The sequence below is a fragment of the Cohnella rhizoplanae genome (assembly GCF_948329515.1).
GTDB classification, from domain to species: Bacteria; Bacillota; Bacilli; order Paenibacillales; family Paenibacillaceae; genus Cohnella; species Cohnella rhizoplanae.
On sequence record NZ_CAOJCN010000013.1, the window covers coordinates 48136 to 71812 of the forward strand.

Sequence of the window (23677 nt, forward strand, 5' to 3'; positions counted from 1 at the left end):
GGTCGGTGAGCGAGCTGCGGATCATGGGAAAGTTACTTTAGGCCTCTAGCAGCAGCCCGCGCAACCGCGCTTTTCTCGCTTGCAGCACCCTTCGCCGCCGTCCGCGCCGCTCCAACAGCACTTTTCTCGCTTGCAGCAACCCGCTCTTCGCGCAGCCGCGCTTTTCTCGCTTGCAGCACCTTTCGCCGCCGTCCGCGCGGCTCCAACAGCACTTTCCTCGCTTGCAGCAACCCGCTCTTCGCGCAGCCGCGCTTTCCTCGCTTACAGTAACTCGCTCAACGCGCAGCTGCATCCGCCGGCGCTTCCTTATAGATCGCGGCGATCTGCGCCGCCATGTCGCGAATCTTGGCCGCCACGGCTGCCGGCTCCAGCACCTGGACGTCTGCCCCGTAGCCGAGGATCATGCCATACATCCAGTGATTGTCCGGGTAGCTGGCCCTGACCAGCAGGGAGCCGTCCTCCCGCACCTCTACCCGATCCGCGCTGAACGTCTCCTCCACGCGCACGCGCAGCCGCGGGCGAAACAACAGCAGCAGCTCGATCTCCGGCCCCCGCTCCTGGTTGCCCCAGCGCGCATCCAGCTCCTCCATCCGCACGCCGCGATTCGCGAACCGCTCCATATGCACGCGCAGCTCATCTACGCGCGACAGCCGGAACGTCCGGTAATCCCCCCGCAGCCTGCAATACGCGTACAAATACCAGGCATACCCTTTCCACGCCAGGCCGATCGGCTCGACCTCCCGCGGCTCAGCCGCCCCGTCCGTATTCGTATACGCGAACGAAACGACCGTGCGGTTTTTCGACGCCTGCCGCAGCTGCGCCAGAATCGTCCGATCCTTGATCCCGCCGCCGTGCCACAGGTTCGTATCGAAGATAAGCGTCTCGCCCGCTTCCTCCAGCTGCTTCTGCTCCGACCTGGCGACCAGCGCCTTGATCTTCGTCAGCAGCCCGTCCATCTCCTCGTCGTCCAGCGACGCGCGCACGCCCTTCAACGCGGTCAGAATCGACTGCAAGTCGTCCAGCGTGACGATCTGCCGATCGATGCGAAACTGCTCCATAATCTCGTAGCCCCCGTCGCTCCCCGTGAACGACACGATCGGGATGCCCGCGGCGTTGATCGTCTCCAGGTCGCGATAGATCGTCCGGTGCGAGACCTCGAACTTGTCGGCCAGCGTCTGGGCGTTCACCCGGCGCCGGCTTAGCAGCATCATCGTGATGCCGAGCAGCCGTTCCACCTTCAAGACGCCACCTCCTCTGATATCCAGTATTTTACTGAATTCGCGAGGAGCCGTCGAATCTTTTTCCAACAGCTGCGACGGTCTCTGACAGACTGCTGTCAGAATGGGGGCCTTACAATTAGGACATTAGCAGCAACAAGCCAAGGGAGGGAATAAACATGAACACGAGCTTGGGCGGGAAAAGGAACGCGCAAAACGAGGTTACGGGGAGCAGAAACGGTATGGCGAGTAGCGGCGAAGCGGCGGCGAGCGCGATCCGCCCCTTCCGGATCGAGACCTCCGAGGCCGAGCTGGACGACCTGAAGCTTCGCCTCTCCATGACGCGCTGGCCCGACGAGCTGCCGGGCGCCGGCTGGGATTATGGCACCTCCCTCTCCTTCGTGAAGGGGATGGCCGAGTATTGGCGGACCTCGTTCGACTGGCGCCGCCAGGAGGCGCGCCTGAACGAGCTGCCGCAGTTCACGGCGACGGTGGACGGCGCGAACCTTCACTTCTTCCACGTCCGGTCGCCCGAGCCGAACGCCATGCCGCTCTTGCTCGTTCATGGCTGGCCCGGGTCGCCGGTCGAGTTCCTGGACCTGATCGGTCCGCTGACCGATCCAACCTCCTACGGCGGCGACGCGGCGGACGCGTGCCACCTCGTGATCCCTTCCCTGCCGGGCTTCGGCCTGTCCGGCCCGACGACCGACAAAGGCTGGACCCACGGCCGCGCCGCCGCCGCGCTCGCAGCGCTCATGGAATCGCTCGGCTACGCGCGCTACGGCGTCCAGGGCGGCGACATGGGCGCGATCATCGCGCCCGAGATCGGCCGCATCGCGGCGCCGAACGTCATCGGCGTCCACGTCAACGCCGCCACAGTCGGCTTTATCCCCTTCGGTCAGGTCGAAGACGAAGTTTTCGCGACGCTCACGGACGCGGAAAGGGTCCGCCTGGCGCGCCTTGGCCACTTCATGCAGGAGCGCTTCGGCTTCAACAAGATGATGTCGACGCGTCCCCAGACGCTTGCCTACGGCCTGCACGACTCTCCCGTCGGCCTGCTCGCCTGGACGTGCGAGCTGTTCTACGGCTTCGGCGACGCGCCGGACGCCATCGATCGCGATCGCTTCCTGACTAACCTCATGCTGTATTGGCTCACCGGAACGGCCAATTCTTCTGCCCGCATATACTACGAAGGCGCGCACGACCCTGCCGCTTGGGCGCCGAAGGACCCTTCGCCGACTCCCGTGGGCGTCGCCGTCTTTCAGCGGTCCGACGTCGCGATCCGCCGCTACGCCGAATTCGGCAACCGCATCGCCCGCTGGAGCGAATTCGACCGCGGCACCCACTTCCCGGCGATCGACGCGCCGGACCTGATGATCGCGGATATCCGGGCGTTTTTCAGAGCGCTTCAACAGTAGCCAAGTTAATCTATGTAAGCGACTTAAGCTTATCCGGATTGCGCAAAATATACAGGCCGCGGATGAGCCCGCCTTCGACGCGGAACAGAACCGCCGTATGAACGACGCCGTCCTCGGCGCGCAGAATGATGCCGGGTTCCCCGTTGATGCGCTCCATGCGGACGGTCGCTTCGCCTTCGAACGCAGCGGTTTTGCGGATGACGCCCATAAGAAACTTCGCCACGCGCTCGGCGGTATGAATCGGATTAACGGCCGCCTGCACCTTGCCTCCGCCATCGGGCAGCAGCACGACGCCCGGATCGAGCATGGACAGAAGCCGGCTCATGTCCCCCTGTCTGAGGGCCGCCACGAATCCGTCTGCCCATTCCTCGGAGGCGGACGCGGCCGGGAGCGGCGTTTCGGCATCCAGCCCTATTTTCACGCGCGCACGGCTGAACAACTTTCGGCAGTTCACCTCGCTTTTATCCATAAGCCCGGCGATCTCTCCGTAGTCGAACCCTAGCGCCTCCCGCAGCACAAAAACCGCTCGCTCCGACGCCGTCAACCGCTCCAGCAGCACCAGCATGGCATAGGACAGCCGTTCGTCGCGCGCGACCGAATCCGCAGGGTCGTTATCCGCGTCGGCAAGGGGCTCGGGCAGCCACTCTCCAAAGTATTCTTCCCGCTTCTTGCGAGCCGATTTGTACAGATCCCGGCAGCGATTCGTGACCATTTTATACAGGTAGGGTCCGGGCACGGTCAATTTCTCCGGGGGCAGCTGATAGGCTTTCAAAAAAACGTCCTGCACGACATCCTCGGCATCGGCGACGGACCCGGTCAGCTGATAGGCGAGGTTGAACATCCGTCCCTTGTACTGCCTGTACAACTCCTGCATTAGGTCACTCCTCATCCGGCTGCTTTCTTCGTTGTAAATAACATATAACTTGCCCGGCATTTAAATCAACCTTGGCCTTGGCGGCTTCCGTCCCGTGTCACAGAATGTCCGGTTCGGTCGTTATAAGGATGTCGACAAAACGACAGGCTCTATTCAAACCTAATCGCCCGGCGGGGATTCGGGCTAAACCCCAGGAGGAACGCATGAAAATCATAGTGATCGGCGGCAGCGGATTGATCGGCAAAGGACTCGTACAAAACCTGAACAATCTCGGGCATGACGCGGTGGCGGCTTCCCCGTCTCTGGGCGTCAATTCGGTAACGGGCGAAGGGCTGGCTGCGGCGCTGACCGGCGCGCAGGTCGTCGTCGACGTCACCAACTCGCCTTCGTTCGAAGAGCGGGCGGTGCTGTCGTTTTTCGAGACGTCGACCAAAAATCTGCTGGCCGAGGCCGCGAAAGCGGGCGTGCGACACTATGTCGCCCTATCGATCGTCGGCACGGACCGGCCGCCCGGAAACGCCTATTTCAACGCCAAGATCGCCCAGGAAAAGCTAATCCGGGCATCCCATATTCCTTACACGATCGTCCGAGCGACGCAGTTCTTCGAATTTGCCGGCGGCATCGCCTATACGGCGACGGAAGGCCAAACCGTCCGTTTGCCGTCCGCCGCCATGCAGCCGATCGCGGCCGCGGACGTGAGCGCGGCGCTGGCCGACTATGCGCTGGCGGAGCCCGCGAACGGCATTGTCGAAGTGGCCGGCCCCGAGAAGATCGGGATGGACGCGTTCGTCCGCCAATTTTTGAAGGCGACCGGGGATAATCGCGAGGTCGTCACGGACGACGAGGCAGGCTACTTCGGCGGGCAAGTGGACGATAGCTCGCTCGTTCCCGCGGAAGACAGCAAAGCGCGTATCGCGCCGACCCGTTTTGCGGATTGGCTTGCGCGCGCCTGATCGCAGTAATTGAAGCCAATAGATCAAAAAACCGTCAACGCCGCGGCGTTGACGGTTTTTCTTTTTATCGCCTGGACGAGCCTGCAGTCTAATACGCGGCTCTCGCCCTAACCATCGCGGCGACGGATGCGCGGAAGTCCGGACGCCCTTCGGCGTCCCACTTCAGCTCCGCGACGAACGTGTGCCGGTTGGGGTCGTACAGCGGATCGCCCTCGATCTCGCGGTATGTCCTCGCATGGAAGACGAGCAGGCAGGTCTCGCCGTCCTCCGCCACTGCGAAGCTATTGTGTCCCGGCCCGTACAGCCCGATCGACGGATCGGTCTCGAGGACCGGCCGTCCGGACTTGCGCCACGAGGCGGCGTCCAGCAGATCGGCGTCTTCGTCGGCCTCGAGCAGTCCCATGCAGTAGTTGGCGTCTGTCGCGCTCGCCGAGTAGGAGAGGAACACCCGTCCGCCGCGGCGGACGAATGCAGGTCCCTCGTTGACCAGAAATCCGACGGTCTCCCAATCATACTCGGGGATCGTGAGCCGCGCGACCGGGCCTTCGAGCGTCCACGGGTTGCGCATGCGGGACAGATACAGATTGGAGTTGCCCGCGATGTCCGGGTCCTTCTGCGCCCAGGCGTAATACCTGGCGCCGCGGTGCTCGAACGTCGTCGCGTCCAGGGAGAAGCTCTCCCAAGCGGTACGGACCTGCCCTTTTTCCTCCCACTCCCCGACGGTCGGATCTTCCCCTCCGCACGCCAGCACGTACATGCGATGGTCGAACAATCCCTCGTTCGTCTCCGCCGTCCGTGCGGCGGCAAAGTATACGTACCACTTGCCCTCTATATAGTGGAGCTCTGGCGCCCAGATGTTGGCGCTGAGCATGCCCGTCTCGTGCTTGCGCCAGACAACCGACGGTACGGCGTCCGCGAGCCCTTCGAGCGTGCGGGACTTACGAATCTCGATGCGGTCGTATTCCGGCACCGAAGCGACGAAGTAGTAATGGCCGTCCGTATGACGATGGATGAACGGGTCCGCGCGCTGTGCGATTAATGGCCTGACTTGCTTCTGCGAAGTATGAGTTTCCATCCCTGCACCTGCTTTTCTGCGTTGTTTGCTCCGTCAGCCCTTTACGCCGCCGACCGTGAGGCCGGATACGAAGAAGCGTTGGAAAAAGATGAACACGGCCATGATCGGCACGATCGCAAGCACGGAGCCGGCGATGAGAATGTCGTAGTTGTTGCCGTATGGCGTCACGAGGCTGGCAAGGCCGATCGGCAGCGTGAGCTTCTCCCCTGAATTCAGCACGATGAGCGGCCAGACGAAGCTGTTCCAGCTCGCGAGCGACTGCACGATCGCCATCGCCCCGAAGGCGGGCGCCATGAGCGGCACGAAGATCTTGAAGAAGATGCCGTACTCGGTGCATCCGTCGATCCGTCCCGCGTCCAGAAAATCGCGCGGCAAACCCGCCGCGAACTGCCTGAAGAAAAAGATCGGCAGCGGCGACACGACGAACGGCAGAATGACGCCGCCGAACGAATCGATCAGGTTAAAGGCGATCATCTGTTTGTATAACGGCAGCATGATCATCTCGACGGGGATCATCATGACGAGCAGCACGAACACGAACAGGATGTTGCGGCCGACGAACCGGTACATCGCGAGGCCATAGCCGACCATGGAGGACAGCAGCAGGCAGCAGACCGTATACACGATCGTGACGATCGCCGAATTTTTGTACCAGCCCATGTACTTGGCGGCGCCTGCCGAGAATATGAACGAGTAGTTGTGAAACGACAGCAGCTCCGGCTGCAGCTTGATATTCAATCCGTAGCGCAGCAGCTCCTTGGACGGCTTGAAGGAAGCGAGTGCCAGGCAGTAAAACGGGAATAGCGCCAGGACGGCCAGCGCAGCAAACAACGCGAATAGAAGGAAAGTCTGCAAGGTCGTCTTTCTTGCGAGCACGGCTATTCCTCCTTCTTGAACAATCCGAAAAATTGAAGCGCGACGAGATTCAATATCATCATCGTGCCGAGCAGCGCGACGCCGATGGCCGAGCCGAGGCCGAGATTGTTCTGCTCGACGCCGTTGCGGTACAACAAGCCGATCATCGTGAGGCCGATGTCGTTGGGCGAACGGTTCCCGTTCCAGAGCATGAAGCTCTCCGTGAACATCGAGTAGCCGCCGTAGATGCTGATCGTAAGAACGTAGATCGCGACCGGCTTCAGCAGCGGCAGCGTGATGGATTTGAATTTATGCCACGTGTTCGCGCCGTCGATCTCCGCGGATTCGTACAGCTCGCCGGGTATCGTCTGGAGCGCGGACAGGAAGTAGACGATGTTGATGCCGACGAACCGCCAAGTGGCGAGCACGACCAGCACGAGCATGCCCGTCGCAGAGCCGCCCATCCAGTTAATCGTGTGCAAGCCGAACAGATGCCGGATCTGGTTCATGACCGAGTCGTCGAGCGAGCCGAATACGAGGCGGAACACGATGCCCGCCACGACGACCGAAGTCAGCGTCGGGACGAACAGCGCGGAGCGGAAAAAGGAGCTCCACCGCATGCGCGCCGAATTCAGCAGCACCGCCAGCACGAGCGGCAGCGGGATCAGGACGAGGAGCGTCCAGAGCGTATACCTGGTGCTGTTCCACAGCGCGGCGTAGAACGAATCGTCGTCCGCCATGCTCTCGTAATTGCTCCAGCCGACGAAGTGCGTCTGCCCGGGAAGCACCTCCTGGAAGCTCATCAGGAGCGTCGACGCCATCGGATACAGGAAAAAGACGGCGAGCGACAGCACGAAGGGGAGAACGAATACATACGGCGCGATTCGCTGGGAATACAGCCAATTGGACCTCATTCCGTCGTTTCGCTCCTTTCCGTTCCGGATGCCGATGCCGCCGCGAGCTTATCGTGCGCGCGGCGGCTCCGGGCCGGGTAATGGTCATTTTACTTAATGCTTGCGGCTGCCTCGTCCAGCACCTGCTTGGGATCCTTAAGCTCGCTGAGCGCCTGGAACATCGCCTTGGTCTTGACCGCATCGGACACTGCCGGCGTCCGCTCGCCGATATTGGTCGGCGCGATCTCGGACTTCAGGCTCGAGAGGAACGTGAAGATGTCTTTGCCGAAGTAGTCCGTGTACTTGTTCGGCTCCTGCATCGCCGGGTCGGTCCACACGTCGGAACGGATCGGATCGAAGCCGAGCTGCTTCCAGATCTCGATATTGCCTTCCTTCGACAGCTTCGCATAGGCGAGGAACTTCTTCGCGAGATCCTGGTTTTTGGATTGCTTGGTGATCACGGTGCCCGTACCGCCCATGCCGGAGGAGCGCATCTCGCCTTGCTTGAATACCGGCATCGGCTTGATGACCAACTTGCCTTTGAGATCCTGCATGTAGTCCGTGAATCGGCCCATGTACCACATCGGCATCCAGACCGATGCCGCGCCGCCTTTGTTCATGAAGCCGTAGTATTCCTCTGCGTGGTGGATGCCGCCCGGCGCCGGCACGGCGATCTTTTCCTTCACCAGCTTTTGCAGGTACGCGAGCGCTTCCACATTTTCCGCGCTATTGAGCGTGACGTTGCCGCTCTTGTCCAGGAAGTCCGACCCGTGCTGCACGACCATCGGCCAGAAGGTCCATTGGTCCCCGGTTTCCACGGTTGTCATTGGCTTTCCCGTTTTCTCCAGCACCTGCTTGCCGGCCGTTTCATAGTCGTCCCAGGTCACGATATCGTCGGGATTAACCCCTGCCTGATCGAGAATCTCCTTGTTGTAATAAATGACCTGAGCGCCGACATGATAATCGATGCCGTAGTACTGACCGTCCTTCGCATAGTTTTCTAGCCGCGACATGACCAGATTATCCTTCTCCGGCTCCACGATGTCGTTGAGCGGGACGAGCTGCGGGTCGCCTTTCAGATAGTTGCCGACCTTGCTGATCTCGACGTCCGCCAGGTCCGGCCCTCCTTTGCCCGACTGCAGCGAGACCAGCAGCTTGTTGTGACTGTCGTCATACGGAAAGGTCGTCGCTTCCAGCTTGATCTGCTCGTTTGGATTCGCCTTGTTCCAGGATGCGGCCATGCTCTCAAGAAACTTTTGGTGAAGCTCATTAAACGTCCAGAAGACCAGCTTGGTCGCCTTGGCCGAAGTCTGGGCGGACGACGGCTTAGAGGATGCGCCGGCGGAGGCGGACGCGCCGTTATTATCGTTGTTGCCGCATGCGGACATTGCCACTGCAGCCGCCAGCGTCAGCGCGAGCGAACCGTACGATCTTTTTTTCATTTCCATATCCCCTTCGTTCAGTCGGATTGGCCGTGCTCTGACTTGCTCAACGCAGCTTCCATCTCCTGCTAGGTTTTAATGAAAATAGGCTTGTAAGCGCTTTACAATTTGAATTATAATGGGTCTAAATCATAATTTATATATTCAATTGAGTATAAAAACATAATTTTTATGTGGAGTGTGAGAACATGGTGAGCAAAGTCGCGCTGTACAAGCAGATTCAGTCCGACATCAAGCAGAAGATCGCATCGGGCGTCTATCGTCCCAAGGATCGCATACCCTCCGAGCAAGAGCTCATGGACGCGTACAAGGTGAGCAAGATCACGGTCAAAAACGCGCTCGCGGAGTTGGCGGACGACGGACTGGTCGTGCGGATTCAGGGCAAGGGGACGTTCGTCGCCGCCGGCGCGTCGGCCGAGGACGCCTCCCCTGGAGCCGGACCTTCCGCGGAAGCCAGCCCGCTCGTGGGGTTTATCATACCGACGATGAAAACCGGCGTCATCCGCAAAATGGTGGACCATATGGAACGTTATCTCAAAGAAGCCGGCTATCAAATGATCCTGGGAATCACGCGCGAGTCGGCGGCCGAAGAATCCCGGACGATCCATGCCATGCTCGGCGCGGGCGTGCGGGGACTCGTCGTCTTCCCTACGGAGGACGAGAAGTACAACGAGTCGCTGTTGCGGCTCTCTCTCGACAAGTTTCCGTTCGTCTTTATCGACCGCTATCTGCGCAATATCGAGACGAACACGATAACGTCCGACAACCTGGGCGGCGCCAAGACCGCCGTCGCCCACTTGCTGAACAAGGGCCACCGGGACATCGCGCTGCTCTCCCCGGAGAACGCGAATACGACCGTCGAGGATCGGACGGCCGGATGCGAGAAGGCATATATCGAGCATGGCATATCGATAGACAAAAGCCTCTGGTGCCACGTGCCGCTGCACATTCTGCGCAGCGAGGAGGCCCCGGAATACATTACTTCCTTCCTGGAGGACAGGCCTTCGGTGTCGGCGGTCTTCACCCTGACCGAGGAGGTCGCGAACTTGGCGGCGAGCGCCCTGGCCCGCTTGGGGCGATCCGGCGTCGAGCTCGTATCCTTCGACGATCCCGGCTTGCCGGGCGTACCTTATATCGCGCAGAACGAAGAAGAGATCGCGCGCGCCGCCGTCGCGCTCCTGGATGTCCAGATTCGCCGCGAGTACGACCCGCGGCAGATCGTCGTGCCCGTCGAGCTGGTGGTGCCCTGAGCGGCGGGGACCCTGAAAGCCATCGGAGCACCAGGAGACACTCGACGCCCCGTCAGGCTATTGACGCGCAGGCAGCAGCGGACGCAGCGCTTCCGCCCAATGCCTGTACCCCCGCTCCGACAGATGGCAGTAGTCCGGCGCGGTCTCCTGCGACAGCGTGCCATCGGCTTCGAGCAGCTGCGGACCGATGTCCACGTACGTATACCCGCGCTCCTGCGCGATCGCCGCGTATCGGGCGTTGATCTCTGCGATCGCGGCCCGCCTTGGATGATCCGGCTCATGCTCGCGCGGCAGTACCCCCATGATCACGATCTTGGCGCTCGGCGCCTTGGCCTCCACGCGGTCGCAGATCGCCCGCAGACCCTCCGCGATCTCCTCCGGGCCGTTCGCCCGCGCGTTCTCCGTATCGCTCGTATTGTTCGTCCCGATCAGGATGACGACCATCTTGGGCGCGAGCCCGTCCAGCTGACCGTGATCGAGCCGCCAGAGCACGTTCTGCGTGCGGTCCCAGCCGAAGCCCAGGTTCAGGACCCGATAGGGAGCAAACACCGAATTCCACGCCTCCCGATTGCCGTGAACGGCTTCCGTCCCGGGCTCGCCTCCCCAGAAATGAGTGATGGAATCGCCGATCAGAACCACCTCCGGATCGATCGTCCGCTGCAGGCTCAGCACCTGCCCGTGCCGCGCCCACCAATCGTAAGAATCGTCTTCAAGCTTCGATACCGGGATGACTGCCGTGTTGATCGTCTCGCCGCTTCCGTTCGTCATGGACATCTCCTCCTCCGCCGCCGCATGCTTCGCCCCTTAAGCCGAAGCTTATTTATTTACCATTCATCGCGCCGATTGTCGAACCGTCAATCTCCCTGACCGCCGCCAGCAATCCCGCGATCGCCTGTTCGGCCAGCCGCTCCGGCGTTACCTTGCGGCCTTCCTTGTTCCAGCTTTTCGTAATGCCGTATACGCTCCAGCTCAGCATCCCGGACATCGTCCGGGCCGTCTCTTCGTCCAGCCGCTCCTTTTGACCCAGCAGCAGCTCGAATACGCCATGGAGCATCTCGGTGACCTTGCTCTCGATGTAGGGGCTCATGGATTCATAGCTTCGCTGGCACTGCGTACTGAAGCTCATGTGAAAATCGCACAAGGTGACGATGATCGCGGTCAGCGTCTCGCGGTTCAGCTCGGCGTGGCAGGACAGCTTCTGCATGAGGCTCCCCTTGAACATGTGCGCGAAGGCATCGTCCATCAGCTCGTATTTGTCCGCGTAGTGCGCGTAGAAGGTCGCCCGGTTGATCGTCGCGCGTTTCGTGATGTCTCCGACGGTAATGTCCTTCAGATCCTTGTTCGGGACCAGCGAATGGAACGCGTCTAAAATAAGCTGCCTCGTGCGTTGTACCCGCGGATCGGTCTTAATCTTGTCCTCTTGCATGGCTGCCGGCCTCCCTTTTAGCAAGACTTAGCCTACAATTCGGCCCGATTGTCGCTTAAGCGATATTCCGCGCCAACTTGACGGTTGTATGCCGGTCAAAGCTATCTTATCATAGCCTAAGCAACAGGTGTTGCATAAGTTGTACGATATCGAGAGGGGTTCGAAAAAAATGGCACTGGTACTTCAGATCCTCCTGATCGTCGCGTTCGCGGCTTCGGGATTCACCAAGGTGGCGGGCGTCAAAATGCAGGTCGACAGCTTCAGTAAGCTGGGACTGCCGCAGTGGTTCCGCGTCGTGACGGGACTGCTGCAGCTCGTCGGCGTCGCCGCGCTCGTCGCGGGCTTCTGGCGAGACAGCTGGACCGCATGGGGCGCCGTTCTGATCGGCGCCATCATGCTCGGCGCCGTCCTATTCCACGTGCGCGCCAAGGACAAGTTCGGCGCGATCGCGCCGGCGCTGGTGCTGGCCGCGCTCGCCATCGTGCTCGCCGCGCTGCTGGGCTCCGACCTGGGCGACTTCCCGAACTAAGGCACGCGCGAGTGCGTGGGTGATTGAGCTATTGAGCAAGTAAGTGAGAGGGTCAAAAACCGTCAACGCTGTTGGCGGTTTTTTTCGTGTGCGCCGGGGAAGCCCGCGGATGCTGGGCGCGAACGCTCATGCGCTTCCCCTCGACAGCACTTTGGCGGATTTGTCCGCGCCACTCGCTCATGTGCTTTCCCTCGACAGCACTTTGGCAGATTTGTCCGCGCGCTCGCTCATGTGCTTTCCCTCGACAGCACTTTGGTGGATTCATCCCCGCCGCTCGCTCATGTGCTTCCCCTGGACAGCACTTTGGTGGATTCGTCCGCGCCGCTCGCTCATGTGCTTTCCCTCGACAGCACTTTGGCAGATTTGTCCGCGCGCTCGCTCATGTGCTTTCCCTCGACAGCACTTCGGAGGATTCGTCCGTGCCGCTCGCTCATGTGCTTTCCCTCGACAGCACTTTGGCTGATTCGTCCGCGCCGCTCGCTCATGTGCTTTCCCTCGACAGCACTTTGGCCGATACGTCTGCGCGCTTTGTCAAAATTTAAGCCTCCCGCTCGAAAAACGATGGTACCATGAATAGTTGGTACTACCCGGTTCGCGTTCGTTCCGGCACAATGAATGTAAGGAACGAAAGCGCCAAAACCGGAAGGAGATGCGCCACCATGACGCTGCGCAAAGTTAAGATCTGCGGGACCGGCAAGTATCTGCCCGGCCGTCCCGTCACCGATATCGAGATGGACGAGCGGCTCGGCGTCGCTCGCGGATGGACGCGGAAAACCACGGACGTCGCCGTCCGTTACTTCGCGAACGGGGAGACCGCGTCCGAGATGGGCGCGAAGGCCGCGCACGCCGCGCTGGCGGACGCGAACCTGCGCTTCGAGGACATCGACTGCCTCGTCTGCGCCAGCGGCACCCGGGAGCAGGCGCTGCCCTGCACCGCCGTCTATATTCAGCACGCGATGGGCCAGCAGCGCTCGGGCGTCCCCGCCTTCGACGTCGACGCGACCTGCCTCAGCTTCCTGAACGCGCTGGACGTCATGTCCTGCATGATCGCCGCCGGCCGCTACCGACGCGTGTTGATCGTGTCGACCGAGATCGCCTCGCTCGGGCTGGACTGGTCGCACAAGGAGAGCGCAGCCCTGTTCGGAGACGGCGCAGCCGCCGTCGTGCTCGGTCCCGCCGCGGACGGGGAGACGTCCGCCATCGTAGGCGCGTCGCTGCGCACCTACAGCGAAGGCGCCCCGTACTCGGAGATCCGCGCCGGGGGGTCGAAGCGGCACCCGCGCGGGCCGCTGCCCGCAGAACCGGAAGACTACCTGTTCCGCATGGACGGACCCGCGATTTTCAAGATGGCCGCCCGGCTCCTGCCCGCCTTCACCGACGACCTGCTGCGGGACACCGGCACGCGCATGGCAGACTTCAAGGCGGTCGTGCCCCACCAAGGAAGCGCGATGGCGGTGCGCCTGCTGCGCAAGAAGCTGGGCATCTCGGCGTCTCAGCTCGTCTACATCACGCCGGAGCACGGCAACACGATCGCGGCCTCCATCCCGATGGGACTGCACGAGGCGATCCGCGCGGGACGGATCGTCCGCGGCGACCGGGTGCTGCTCATCGGCACGGCCGCAGGGCTGACGCTCGGCGGGCTCGTCCTTGATTACTGAGCCGCGGGCGGGAGGCCGGGGAGACGACGTCGCGTGGAAAAGCGGCAGCACAGGCGGCAGCCAGCGCATCCTGCTCACCGGCGGGAGGGCGCCCGCGGCGCTGGAGCTCGCCCGTCTGCTGCGGTCCGCCGGCCATACGGTGTTCGCGGCGGAGAGCGCGCCCCGCCATCTCTGCCGCGCGTCCCGCGCCGTCGAGCGGAGCTTCGCCGTGCCTGCGCCTGCGTCCGATCCGCGCGGCTTCGCCGACGCGTTGAGCCGGCTCGCGGCCGAGCATCGCATCGACGCGCTCGTCCCGACCTGCGAGGAGATCTTCCATATCTCCCGCGGATTAGACCGGTTCCCGAGCGGTTGCAGCGTACTAGCCTCGCCGCTCGATTCACTCGACCGCCTTCACCATAAGGGCAGCTTCATCCGCGCGGCGGAGCAAGCGGGGCTGCCCGCGCCGCGGACGGTGTCCGTGGCGTCGCCCGATGGATGGCTGCCGCTGCTCGCCGATCCGGACTTCGCCGATGGGCTCGTGCTCAAGCCCGCCTACTCTCGGTTCGCCTCGCGCGTGATCCTGATCGACGCTCGCGGCGGTCGCGATGCCTTGTCCCTTTCGGTCAGGGAAGCGACCGTGCGCAGGCTGGCAGCGTCCGGCATCGCGCCGGAGCGACCCTGGGTCGCCCAAAAGCTGCTACGCGGCGTGGAGTGGTGCACCTATGGCGTCGCGCACGACGGCGCGCTGACGGCGTTCGCCGCCTACCGCAGCCGCTTCCGCGCCGGCCGGGGCGCCAGCATTCACTTCCGCGCCGAGCCCCATCCGGCGCTGATGGACTGGGTGTCGCGGTTCGTGCGCCATGCGCGATTCACCGGCCAGATCGCGTTCGACTTCATGGCGCTGCCGGACGGCGCCGTCTATCCGCTCGAGTGCAATCCGCGGGCGACGAGCGGCATCCATCTGTTCACGCCGGCGGACGGACTCGCCGAGGCGCTGCTCTCGCCGGAGCGGCTGATCGCGGGCGGGACGGTCGCGACGCCCGCGCCCGGCGCCGGCGCCATGCTGTCCGCCGCGATGCTGACATACGGGCTCGCGCAGGCCGCACGCGAGCGCCGCCTATCCGAGTGGCTGCGCGCCTTCGCCGGCAGCCGGGACGCGGTGTACCGGCGCGGGGACGCCGGACCCGCCGCCGAGCAGCTGCGGCTGTATGCCTGGCTGCGGCGGACCGCTGCCAAGCGCGGCGTGACGCTTCAGGAAGCGTCGACAATCGATATCGAATGGAATGGTGAACGATGACCAGAGCGTTAGTCACCGGCGCGACCGGCTCCCTCGGACGGGCGGCCGCGCTGCGTCTTGCCGGGTCGGGTTGGGAAGTGACCGGCGTCGGGCGGAATGCCGAGGCTGGCCGACGGCTGGAAGCTGACGGCATCGCGTTCCGCCGGATCGATATCGGGCGGGAGCCGGAGGAGATCGCCGAGGCCTGCGCGGACCAGGATTATGTCATTCACTGCGCGGCGTTGTCCTCGCCGTGGGGCCGCTACCGCGACTTCGAGGCGGCGAACGTCGCGGGCACCGCGCATGTCGCGGCCGGCTGCCTCCGCCACGGCGTCCGCAGGCTCGTGCACGTATCTACGCCGAGCGTATACTTCGACTACGCCGACCGGCTCCTTATCTCCGAGACGGCCGCGCTGCCCCGCCGGCCGGTCAACGCTTACGCGGCGACCAAGCTGATCGCGGAACGAATCGTACAGGAGGCGTCAGCCCGGGGACTGGACGCGGTCATTCTGCGCCCGAGAGCCATCTTCGGGCCCGAGGACGGCTCGCTTTTCCCCCGTCTCATGCGCGTGAACGAACTGCGCGGCATCCCGCTTATCGGCGGCGGCCAGGCGCTGCTCGACCTCACCTATGCGGACAACGTGGTCGACGCCCTAGTGGCAGCCTGCCTGGCGCCGGCCGAAGCGTCCGGGCGCATCTTCAACATCTCGAACGGCGAGCCCGCCAAGCTTATCGACCTGCTGCGGCGCCTGTTCGGGCTGCTGGAGCAGCCGCTTCGCACGCGGACGGTCCCGCTGCGCGCGGCGCTGGCCGCGGGCGCCTGGATGGAGAGCGCATATCGGATCGCGCCCTTTCTCGGCGCGGAGCCGCCCTTCACCCGTTACACCGTCGGTCTGCTCGCGTACAGCCAGACGCTCGACATCTCGGCGGCGCGCCGGACGCTCGGGTACGAGCCGCGCGTCGGCGTGGACGAGGGCCTGCAGCGATTCGCGGCCTGGTGGAGGACGAACCGATGAGCGCCGGGACGCCGATCGTGCCCGTCGATCTGAAGCTGATGGCGGCAGGCTATTGCGTGCACCCCGAATTCGTGACCATCCGGGGCGGTTCGCTCCGCACGGCAGCGTATCCGGCCGGCTTCGCGCTCATCCGGCATCCGTCGCAGGGCTGGATCCTGTTCGATACCGGCTATTCAGCACGCTTCGAGGCGCTCACGCGGCGGCTCCCCTACTCGTTGTACCGCCGGCTCACCCCCGTGCGCTACCGCGAGGAGGATGCGGCCGTGCGTCAGCTTGCCCGGCTCGGCATCCGAGCGGGCGAGATCGGCACCGTCATCCTCTCGCACTTTCACGCGGACCATATCGGCGGCGCGCGGGATTTTCCCGAGGCGCGTTTCCTGTACCCGGAGGCCGCCTACGCGCCGCTGCGCCGGCTCGGTCCCGTCCGCACGACGCGCGCGGGGTTCCTGCCGGGCTTGCTCCCGGACGGCTTTGCGGACACCGCATCGCCCATCGAGCGGACGGCCGCTTGGACGCAGATTCCAGCCCCCGCGCCGCTGCCCGGCGGCTGGGATCTGCTTGGCGACGGCAGCGTGATCGCCGTCAGCCTCCCGGGGCATGCCGCAGGACAGATCGGCCTGCTGCTCCATGCGTCGGGCTCGCCTACTTCTGCTGCGTCCGCTGCGTCTGCTGCGCCCTCTTCGTCTGCGTCTGCTGCGTACGCTGCGTACGCTGCATCTGCGTCTGCTGCGTCCGCCTCGCCGCCGCCCCAGGATCCCGCGCCGGCGGCGTCAGCGCTTGAGAGCGCCCCGACGCGCTGTCTGCTGTGCGCCGACGCAGCCTGGTCGAGCCGCGCGCTGCGCGAGGACCGGCCGCCGCACCCCGCCGCCGGCTTTGTCATGGACGACCGGCAGGCATACCGCGACAGCTTCGCGCTGCTGCGGCGCTGGCAGGCCGCGGATCCGGCGCTCGTCGTCGTGCCGAGCCATTGCCGCGAATTTTTCCCGATCGACGAGACCGGCAGCCGGGAGGTGCGAACACGATGATCAGAGCCGCCGAATTTATGCTCCGCTACCTGCGCGCCCGGCGCGGCACACGCTGGCCGGATCAGGCCGCGTTCGACCGATGGCGGGAGTCGCGCGTGGTGCGTCATGTCGCGCGCGTTCGGCGCGATTCGCCGTTTTACCGAGAACTGTGGGAGGGCATTCCCGACGCGGATTGGCGCGCATTTCCCGAGATCGACAAGTCCGCCATGATGGCCGGCTTCGGCCGCCTTAACACCGCAGGCATTACCCGTGCCGAAGCCTTCGCCGTCGCGGAGTCGGCGGAGCGGTCGCGGGACTTCAAACCGGCGCTGCGCGGCATCACCGTCGGCCTGTCGTCCGGCACCTCCGGCAACCGCGGCCTGTTCCTGGTGAGTCCCGCGGAGCAGGCGGCCTGGGCCGGGACGATGCTGGGCAAGATGCTCCCGGTCTCGCTGCTCAGCCGCATCAGGATCGCCTTTTTCCTGCGCGCGAACAGCAATCTGTACGAATCCGTCGGGGGCCGGCGGCTCTCGTTCGGGTTCTACGATCTGCTCGACCCGCTCGACGCGCATATCCGGCGCCTGCAGGCCGAGCGGCCGGACCTGATCGCGGCGCCGCCGTCCATGCTGCGCGCGCTGGCGGACGCGTCCCTCTCGGGCAGGCTTGGCGGCATCCGTCCCCGCCGCATCATCGCCGCCGCCGAGGTACTCGATCCGCTCGACCGCGCGATCATGGAGCGGGCCTTCGGTCAGATCGTTCACCAGGTCTACCAGTGCACCGAGGGCTTCCTCGGCTGCACGTGCGCGCACGGGACGCTGCATCTCAACGAGGATCTCGTCTATATCGAAAAGGCGTACGTCTCCGGCAAACCCGGCACATTCGTGCCGATCGTCACCGACTTTTCGCGCCGGACGCAGCCGATCGTGCGATACCGTCTGAACGACTTGCTCGTCGAACGCGCGGCGCCCTGCCCCTGCGGCTCGCCTTTCACGGCCATCGAAAGGATCGAGGGACGCTGCGACGATATTTTCTACGCCTCGTCCAGGCAGCCGGGCGCCCAACCCGTCCCCGTCTATCCGGACTTCGTGACGCGCGCGATCATCGGCGCTTCGAGCGAGATTCAGCAGTACCGGGCCGTGCAAACCGCGCCGGATCGCTGGACGATCGAGCTCGACCTGCGGGACGGCGACCTGCGGCAGGCGGCCGAGACGCGGATACGGCAATCCGTCGGAGCGCTTTGCGAGCGGCTCGGATGCATCGTCCCCGCGCTTTCTTTCGCACCCTTCGCACGCATGCCCGGCGAGCGCAAGCTCCGGCGCGTCGAGCGGAGGTATGTACCGTGAGCGTAGACATCTTTTTCTACGACAGCCTGAATATCGATGATTGCCCCTGGCCCGATACGGCGTACGGACAATATGCGAGACATTATCTGGCCCCGATCGTGACGAGCGGCAGCGAATCGTGGGTCGGCAACGTCCGCGCGCGCCTCGTCGTCATGAGCGTAGACGGCATACCCGTGCCTCTGACCGTCAACGACGCGGAGTACGCCAACTCCTACGTATGCTCGCCCTACACGCACTACGTGAGCTATGCCAGGCAGGAGCTCTCGCTGCTCCGGAGCCGCGCCCTGATCGCCGCGCTGTCCGCGCTGCTAACCGGCATCGGCGGCCTGCTCAAGGCATCGCGGTTCAACCGCGTCGTGCACGTCAACAATTGGCTGCTGTCCACCAACCTCTATCCGTCGCTGTCTGACGAACAATGGTCGGCGGCGCTGGATCGCCTGATTCTCGCGTTTCCCGGCCACGCCATCGCCTTCCGGTCGCTGAACGCCGCGCTCAACGCGCGCGAGCTGCAGCTGCTCCAGGATCGGCGGTGCCGCCTCGTACCCAGCCGACAGATCTATCTGCTGCGGACGGGCGATCCCGACTTCGCGAATGCCAAGGCCCGCTGGCTGCTGAAGCGCGACCGCGCACTGGCGGAGCGGCACGGCTACGCGGTATCGGGGCCTGCTGACATGACGGCTGCCGACATTCCGAGGATCGCGGCGCTGTACAAGATGCTGTACTTGGAAAAATACTCCCTGCACAATCCGCAGTTCACGGCTCGCTTCCTCGAGACGGCGCTCGCGGAGGGAACCCTCGAGCTGCACGGCTATCGCGACGCCGTCACCGGCAGGCTCGACGCCGTCCTCGGCTTCTACGCGCGGGAAGGCGCCATGACGACGCCGTTGTTCGGCTACGACACGTCGCTGCCGCAGGAGATCGGCTTGTACCGCATGCTGTCCGCCCTCCTGATCGGCCTCGCCCGCGATCGCGGCCTGCTGCTCCACGAGAGCTCGGGGGCGGCGCAGTTCAAGCGCAATCGCGGCGCGGTCGCCGACATGGAATATACCGCCGTCTACGACCGGCACCTGCCTGCATGGCGGAGGGCGAGCTGGGCCGCGCTCGAGGGGCTGCTCGGCAGGGTCGGAGTGCCGCTGATGCGCAGATACAAGCTATGAGACGGGAGGGAGATCGGGAATGGGAAATGCGCAGGTTAGCACGGCGCTGGTCACGGGCGCGTCGAGCGGCTTCGGCCTGCTCATCGCGATCGAGTTGGCGAAGCGGGGCTACCGGGTCGTCGCCGCGATGCGGGATCCTGATAAACAAACGGCGCTCATGAAGGAGGCGGAACGGGCCGGCGCGCGCGAACGGATCGAGGTGGTTCGGCTGGACGTGACCGACGCGGACTCGATCGCGGCCGCCCTGTCCGGCATGCTGCGGCGGCACGGCCGGATCGACGTGCTGGTGAACAACGCGGGCATGGCGGTCGGCGGCTTCGCCGAGGAGGTGCCGCTGGCCGCGTGGCGGTCGCAGATGGAGACGAACTTTATCGGCCTGGTCGCAACGACGCAGGCCGTGCTGCCGGCGATGCGGGCGCAGGGCGGAGGGACGATCATTCAGATGAGCAGCGTGAGCGGGCGGTGGGGGTTCCCCGGATACGGCGCGTATGCCGCGTCCAAATACGCGGTCGAGGGCTTCAGCGAGAGCCTGCGCCACGAGGTGGCGCCCTTCGGCATCCGCGTCGCGCTCGTCGAGCCCGGCGCATACCGCACGGCGATCTGGGCAAAGGGGTTCGCGGAGATGCATGCGAAGCCGGATTCGCCTTATGAAGGCGCGCTGGACGCCGTGCTCCGCATGGCCAGGCGCACGGCCGAGACCGCGCCCTACCCGGCCGAGGTCGCCGAGCTCGTGGCCCGTCTCGCCGGGCAGCGGCGCATCTCGCGGCTGCGATACCCGATCGGCCGGGGCTCGCGCCTGCTCCTGCTGGCCGGCAGGCTGCTGCCGTGGCGGGTGATCGAGGCGGCGACGCGGCGCGCCATGCGCAGGAGCGGCGGATTTTCCCCATAGCCGGCATTTTAAATTCAGCTATACGCGTATCATCAGAACCTCCGGACATTCCGAAGGTTCTATTACGCATGCGATTGACGGGCATCGCCAACTTTCTATCGAGGCTCGAAGCAGAATACATAAAACCGTTGACATTTAGTATTGATAACGATTATCATTATCGAGGAAATTCCAACGCGCGGTACCAGGGTTATCCAAATATAGATTAGGGGGAAAATCACTTGTCTTACCTACGCCAATCGTCGCTTTTCGCCATGCTGTCCGTTCTGATCCTGCTCGTCGCCGCTTGCGGCAACGGCAACAACAATAATAGCGCGGCGTCTTCGTCCGCATCCGCGTCTGCGTCCGCCCCTGCCTCCTCGGAAGCTGCCGCTTCGCCTTCGGCATCGTCCTCGCCGTCTGCCGACGCGAGCGGCACGCGCAACATCAAGCACGCGCTCGGCGAGCTGCCGATCACGGGCGTGCCCCAGAAGATCGTCGTCCTCGAATGGACGTACGCGGAAGAGCTGCTGACGCTCGGCGTGCAGCCGGCCGGCATCGCGGATATCGAGAACATGAAGAAATGGATCTCCACGCCGACGGAGCTGTCCGCGGACGTTCAGGACGTGGGCACCCGCCAGGAGCCGAACCTCGAGACGATCGCGGCCCTCGAGCCCGATCTCATCATCGGCGTGAAGTTCCGCCACGAAGCGACGTACGATCAGCTGAACGGCATCGCGCCGACGCTGCTGTTCGATCCATACCCGCCGGAGGGTCAAGGCGACCAATATCAAGAGATGCTGGATACGTTCCATACGATCGCCGACGTCCTGGGCAAGCAGGCCGAAGCCGAAGCGATGCTCGCCGATCTGCAGAAGACGTACGACGACGGCAAGGCGAAGCTCGCGGCGGCCGGCAAGGAAGGCCAGTCGATCGTGCTGACGATGCCGTGGGTCGACCAGAACGCGGTCACGTTCCGCATCTCGACCGACAACGCGCTCGCGATCAAGAATCTGGAGCACCTCGGCCTCAAGAACGCCTTCAAGCCGGCTCAGTTTGAAGTATACGGCTACTCCACCACCGGCGTAGAAGCGCTGCAGTCCGTACAAGACGCCGACTATCTGCATATTACGGCGGAGGACGACGTGCTGCCGATGCTCGAGAAGAATCCCGTCTGGACCGGACTCAACTTCGTCAAGGATAAGCGCGTCTACGCGCTGGGCGGCGACACATGGCCGTACGGCGGTCCTTATGCCGCCAAGCTGATGGCCGAGCGCACCGTGAAGGCGCTGACGGCCGCACAATGATCGACGCGTCGGTCCGGGAGCCCGCTCCCTCTCCTTCGCGCATGGAGCCGGCCCTTCCCGCCAGTGGCGCGAGGGGCTGGCTTCCGTTCGCGATGCTGACAGGAGGCGTTCTGCTGCTCGTCGTGTTGGCGTTCGCCAGCTTGACCCAAGGCCTGTCGCATATCTCGGTCGCGACGGTGTTCGACGCCCTCATCTCTCCCAAAGATACGCCGGATCACCGCGTCATCCACGGCGTGCGCCTTCCGCGCACCGCGATGGCGCTGCTCTCGGGCGCCGCCCTCGCCGTATCCGGCGCGCTCATGCAGTCCGTCACGCGCAACCCGCTCGCCTCGGAGACGACGCTCGGCATCAATGCCGGCGCTTTTCTCGTCGTCGCCGTCGGCACGATCTTCTGGCCGGGGTTGCTGCACCAATATGCGTTCCTGTTCGCTGTCGCGGGAGGCGCGGGCGCCGCGCTGCTCGTGTTCGGCATGGGCGGCGGCCGCAAGGGCACGCCGATCCGCATCGCGCTGTCCGGCATGATCGTCACGCTCGTGCTGTCCTCCGTCACGAGCGCGCTCATGCTGCTGTTCGAACAGAGCACCCAGGGACTGTTCCTGTGGGGCTCGGGCTCCCTGAACCAGAACGACTGGAGCGGCGTCCGCTTCGCGTGGCCCTGGATTGCGGGCGGGCTGGCCGCCGTGCTGCTCGCCGTGCGCCATCTCGACCTGCTCGCGTTCGGCGAGGAGACGGCGCAGTCGCTCGGCCACCGCGTCGCGGGCACGCGCATGTTCGCCATGGGCGCGGGCATCGTACTGGCTTGCGTCAGCGTCAGCATCGTCGGCCCGATCGGCTTCATTGGCCTGCTGGCGCCGCACATCGTCAAGCTGTCCGGCATGTCCCGTCACGCTTGGCTGCTGCCGCTCAGCGCGATCTGGGGCGCGGCTATCCTGCTCGGCGCCGATACCGTGGCCCGCGGGTTCGCCGCCAGCGCGGTCGGCGAGCTGCCTGCCGGCGCCGTGACGGCCTTCATCGGCGCGCCGTGGATCATCTGGCTGGCGCTGCGCGTCTCCAAGCACGCCGGCTCATCGTCGTCCGCGGAGAGCCGGGCGTCCATGCAGGTATCGGTATTCGCCAAACGAATGCCGTATCCGCTGCTCGTCCTGCTGTTCGCCGCGCTGCTGATCATCGTCAGCGTGGCGGCGCTCATGAACGGAACCTTGCATCTATCCGTAGGGCAAGTCCTCTCGACGTTGACCGGGAATGGCACGCCCCTGCACGAAAAAGTGCTGCTCGACCTGCGCCTGCCCCGCTTGCTGACGGCCGCCGTCGTGGGCGTGGCGCTCGCCGCCAGCGGCAGCCTCATGCAGAGCGCGGTGCGCAACCCGCTCGCGGATCCTCAGATCGTCGGCGTCTCCAGCGGCGCGGGCGTGGGCGCCATGCTGCTGCTGATCGCTTTTCCCGCGCTCCCGCCGGGCTGGGTGCCGGTCGGCGCCTTCGCCGGCGGCCTGGCTGCCGCGACGATCGTGTATGCGGCCGCGTGGCGGCGGGGCCTGAGCCCGACCGTGCTGACGCTTGTCGGCATCGCCGTCGCGGCGTCCGGCTCCGCGTTCATCAACATCCTCGTCGTCTATGCCAAGCTGACGCTCGCGCCAGCCCTGGCCTGGATGGCCGGCAGCACCTACGCCCGCGGCTGGGCGGAGCTCGGCCAGACGCTACCGTTCATCGTCCTGCTGCTGCCTCTCGCCTTGTGGCTCGGGCGGCGCGTCGACCTGCTCTCGTTCCACGACGAGAGCTCCACCGGACTCGGCTTGCCCGTGCGGCGGACGCGGCTCCTCGTCGCGCTGCTCGCCGTGCTGCTCGCGTCCGTCGCGGTCGCGGCCGTCGGCGCCGTCGGCTTCATCGGCCTGCTTGCGCCGCATGCCGCGCGCATGCTCGTCGGCTCCAACCATCGCCGCCTGCTCCTGCTGTCGTGCCTTATCGGCGCCGTGCTGCTCGTCGGCGCCGACTGGGTCGGTCGGATCATCCTGTCGCCCAAGGAGATTCCCTCGGGCATCGTAGTCGCCCTCATCGGCGCGCCGTACCTGGTGTTCCTGATGTTCCGGTCGCGGACGGGCAGATGATATCTCGGCGCGGCGGCTTTTCTTTCCCCATCCGC

General features: G+C 64.4%; 21 protein-coding genes. 13 read left to right on the plus strand and 8 right to left on the minus strand.

The features are described 5' to 3' along the window. Positions 1–275 precede the first annotated feature (275 nt). Positions 276–1235: a helix-turn-helix transcriptional regulator gene (locus PQG80_RS18695; protein WP_271753113.1), complete on the minus strand. Its 960-nt coding sequence runs from the start codon at positions 1233–1235 to the stop codon at positions 276–278. 161 nt (positions 1236–1396) lie between these two features. Here PQG80_RS18695 and PQG80_RS18700 point away from each other — a divergent pair, with 161 nt between their 5' ends. Continuing rightward, a complete protein-coding gene (locus PQG80_RS18700) occupies positions 1397–2635 on the plus strand; it encodes an epoxide hydrolase family protein (protein ID WP_271752960.1) in 1239 nt (412 codons plus the stop codon). 10 nt (positions 2636–2645) lie between these two features. On the opposite strand, the gene sigJ is transcribed toward PQG80_RS18700, so the two are convergent. After that, on the minus strand, positions 2646–3509 hold the full coding sequence (gene sigJ, locus PQG80_RS18705) for an RNA polymerase sigma factor SigJ (RefSeq protein ID WP_271752961.1): 864 nt from the start codon (positions 3507–3509) through the stop codon (positions 2646–2648). Between the two features lie 203 nt (positions 3510–3712). Here sigJ and PQG80_RS18710 point away from each other — a divergent pair, with 203 nt between their 5' ends. After that, the gene (locus tag PQG80_RS18710; RefSeq protein ID WP_271752962.1) at positions 3713–4462 is read left to right on the plus strand and encodes an SDR family oxidoreductase; all 750 of its coding nucleotides are present in this window, start codon (positions 3713–3715) and stop codon (positions 4460–4462) included. Between the two features lie 88 nt (positions 4463–4550). On the opposite strand, the gene PQG80_RS18715 is transcribed toward PQG80_RS18710, so the two are convergent. The 4 genes from PQG80_RS18715 to PQG80_RS18730 all read right to left on the minus strand — a co-directional run bounded on the left by PQG80_RS18715 (position 4551) and on the right by PQG80_RS18730 (position 8727). Further along, complete coding sequence (locus PQG80_RS18715) at positions 4551–5537, minus strand: glycoside hydrolase family 43 protein (protein ID WP_271752963.1); 987 nt, start codon at positions 5535–5537, stop codon at positions 4551–4553. Between the two features lie 33 nt (positions 5538–5570). Continuing rightward, a complete protein-coding gene (locus PQG80_RS18720; RefSeq protein ID WP_432432768.1) occupies positions 5571–6413 on the minus strand; it encodes a carbohydrate ABC transporter permease in 843 nt (280 codons plus the stop codon). Between the two features lie 2 nt (positions 6414–6415). Next, on the minus strand, positions 6416–7306 hold the full coding sequence (locus tag PQG80_RS18725) for a carbohydrate ABC transporter permease (protein ID WP_271752964.1): 891 nt from the start codon (positions 7304–7306) through the stop codon (positions 6416–6418). An 89-nt stretch (positions 7307–7395) separates the two neighbouring features. Then, positions 7396–8727: an ABC transporter substrate-binding protein gene (locus PQG80_RS18730; RefSeq protein WP_271752965.1), complete on the minus strand. Its 1332-nt coding sequence runs from the start codon at positions 8725–8727 to the stop codon at positions 7396–7398. A 188-nt stretch (positions 8728–8915) separates the two neighbouring features. On the opposite strand from PQG80_RS18730, the gene PQG80_RS18735 reads away from it, so the two are divergent. Further along, a complete protein-coding gene (locus PQG80_RS18735; protein ID WP_271752966.1) occupies positions 8916–9977 on the plus strand; it encodes a GntR family transcriptional regulator in 1062 nt (353 codons plus the stop codon). A 57-nt stretch (positions 9978–10034) separates the two neighbouring features. Here the strand turns inward: PQG80_RS18735 and PQG80_RS18740 are convergent, their stop codons facing one another. Together PQG80_RS18740 and PQG80_RS18745 are read right to left on the minus strand one after the other, a co-directional pair. Then, a complete protein-coding gene (locus PQG80_RS18740) occupies positions 10035–10745 on the minus strand; it encodes a GDSL-type esterase/lipase family protein (protein ID WP_271752967.1) in 711 nt (236 codons plus the stop codon). Positions 10746–10797: 52 nt separating this feature from the next. After that, on the minus strand, positions 10798–11403 hold the full coding sequence (locus PQG80_RS18745; RefSeq protein ID WP_271752968.1) for a TetR/AcrR family transcriptional regulator: 606 nt from the start codon (positions 11401–11403) through the stop codon (positions 10798–10800). A 169-nt stretch (positions 11404–11572) separates the two neighbouring features. On the opposite strand from PQG80_RS18745, the gene PQG80_RS18750 reads away from it, so the two are divergent. From PQG80_RS18750 to fhuB, 10 genes are all read left to right on the plus strand, one after another. Further along, positions 11573–11932: a DoxX family protein gene (locus PQG80_RS18750; RefSeq protein WP_271752969.1), complete on the plus strand. Its 360-nt coding sequence runs from the start codon at positions 11573–11575 to the stop codon at positions 11930–11932. Between the two features lie 659 nt (positions 11933–12591). Continuing rightward, the gene (locus tag PQG80_RS18755; RefSeq protein WP_271752970.1) at positions 12592–13590 is read left to right on the plus strand and encodes a beta-ketoacyl-ACP synthase III; all 999 of its coding nucleotides are present in this window, start codon (positions 12592–12594) and stop codon (positions 13588–13590) included. Continuing rightward, positions 13580–14866 carry an ATP-grasp domain-containing protein gene (locus PQG80_RS18760; RefSeq protein ID WP_271752971.1) on the plus strand — a complete coding sequence of 429 codons (1287 nt, stop codon included), beginning with the start codon at positions 13580–13582 and terminating at the stop codon, positions 14864–14866. The genes PQG80_RS18755 and PQG80_RS18760 overlap by 11 nt, the downstream gene beginning before the upstream one ends. Next, on the plus strand, positions 14863–15861 hold the full coding sequence (locus PQG80_RS18765) for an NAD-dependent epimerase/dehydratase family protein (protein ID WP_271752972.1): 999 nt from the start codon (positions 14863–14865) through the stop codon (positions 15859–15861). Before PQG80_RS18760 ends, PQG80_RS18765 begins: the two co-directional genes overlap by 4 nt. Next, positions 15858–16886 (plus strand): MBL fold metallo-hydrolase, encoded by a 1029-nt coding sequence (locus PQG80_RS18770; RefSeq protein WP_271752973.1) that lies wholly within the window; start codon positions 15858–15860, stop codon positions 16884–16886. Before PQG80_RS18765 ends, PQG80_RS18770 begins: the two co-directional genes overlap by 4 nt. Next, positions 16883–18208: a F390 synthetase-related protein gene (locus PQG80_RS18775; RefSeq protein WP_271752974.1), complete on the plus strand. Its 1326-nt coding sequence runs from the start codon at positions 16883–16885 to the stop codon at positions 18206–18208. Before PQG80_RS18770 ends, PQG80_RS18775 begins: the two co-directional genes overlap by 4 nt. Beyond that, a complete protein-coding gene (locus PQG80_RS18780) occupies positions 18205–19365 on the plus strand; it encodes a GNAT family N-acetyltransferase (protein ID WP_271752975.1) in 1161 nt (386 codons plus the stop codon). The genes PQG80_RS18775 and PQG80_RS18780 overlap by 4 nt, the downstream gene beginning before the upstream one ends. 19 nt (positions 19366–19384) lie before the next feature. After that, a complete protein-coding gene (locus PQG80_RS18785) occupies positions 19385–20254 on the plus strand; it encodes an SDR family oxidoreductase (protein ID WP_271752976.1) in 870 nt (289 codons plus the stop codon). A 221-nt stretch (positions 20255–20475) separates the two neighbouring features. Further along, positions 20476–21540: an ABC transporter substrate-binding protein gene (locus PQG80_RS18790; RefSeq protein WP_271752977.1), complete on the plus strand. Its 1065-nt coding sequence runs from the start codon at positions 20476–20478 to the stop codon at positions 21538–21540. After that, positions 21537–23642 carry a Fe(3+)-hydroxamate ABC transporter permease FhuB gene (gene fhuB / locus PQG80_RS18795; RefSeq protein WP_432432770.1) on the plus strand — a complete coding sequence of 702 codons (2106 nt, stop codon included), beginning with the start codon at positions 21537–21539 and terminating at the stop codon, positions 23640–23642. The genes PQG80_RS18790 and fhuB overlap by 4 nt, the downstream gene beginning before the upstream one ends. Positions 23643–23677: the final 35 nt, after the last annotated feature.